The sequence below is a fragment of the Streptomyces ortus genome (assembly GCF_026341275.1).
GTDB classification, from domain to species: domain Bacteria; phylum Actinomycetota; class Actinomycetes; order Streptomycetales; family Streptomycetaceae; genus Streptomyces; species Streptomyces ortus.
In genome coordinates, this window is record NZ_JAIFZO010000008.1 from 1 (window position 1) to 887 (window position 887).

The 887-nt window shown below is 67.4% G+C and carries 1 protein-coding gene; it reads left to right on the plus strand.

Features of this window, described 5'->3' with window-relative positions; translation table 11 throughout:
• The first annotated feature begins 62 nt into the window (after window positions 1-62).
• Window positions 63-880, plus strand: a protein-coding gene (locus K3769_RS40655; protein ID WP_267029234.1) for an IS5 family transposase whose coding sequence is annotated in 2 segments (ribosomal slippage) — window positions 63-420 and window positions 420-880 — 819 coding nt in all. Because the reading frame shifts where the segments join, the coding sequence is not laid out codon by codon here.
• The last annotated feature ends 7 nt before the right edge of the window (window positions 881-887 follow it).

An 887-nucleotide genomic window follows, 5' to 3' on the forward strand; every position in this document is an offset into this window, starting at 1 on the left:
ACTGTCTCTAACAAAAGCCGTTGATCATGTGACTATCGGTGCGGTCTGTCGTTGGTCTGGTCGTGGGGAAACGTCAGTCGCGACCGTGGATCGTGTCGGATGAACTGTGGGCACTGATCGAGCCGTTGTTGCCCGAGCCGGCGCCGAAGCTGGTCGAGGGCAGACCTCGCGTGCCGGACCGGCAGGCCCTGTGCGGGATCCTGTTCGTCCTGCACACCGGGATCCAGTGGGAGTACCTGCCCCAGGAGCTGGGCTTCGGCTCGGGGATGACCTGCTGGCGGCGCCTGGCGGCCTGGAACGAGGCCGGCGTCTGGGACCAGCTGCATGTGCTGCTGCTGGAGAAACTGCGGTCGAAAAACCAGCTGGACTGGTCCAGGGCGGTGATCGACTCCTCGCACGTCCGCGCGGCCCGGCGAGGCCCAAAAGCGGACCCAGCCCGGTCGACCGCGCACGTCCGGGCAGCAAGCACCACCTCATCGTCGACGGCCAGGGCATCCCGCTCGCCGTGTCGCTGACCGGCGGAAACCGCAACGACATCACCCAGCTCATGCCGCTGCTCGACAAGATCCCGGCCGTCGCGGGCCAGGTCGGCAGACCCCGCCGACGGCCGGATGCGCTGCTGGCCGACCGTGGCTACGACCACGACAAGTACCGCCGTCTGCTCTGGCAGCGCGGGATCCGCCCCGTGATCGCGAAGCGAGGCGAGCCTCACGGCACTGGCCTGGGCATTTTCCGCTATGTCGTCGAGCGCACGATCGCCTGGCTCCACGGCTTCCGCCGCCTGCGCATCCGCTGGGAACGACGCGACGACATCCACGAAGCGTTCCTCGGACTCGCCGTCTGCCTGATCACCCACCGCCACGTCCAACGCCTTTGTTAGGGACAGT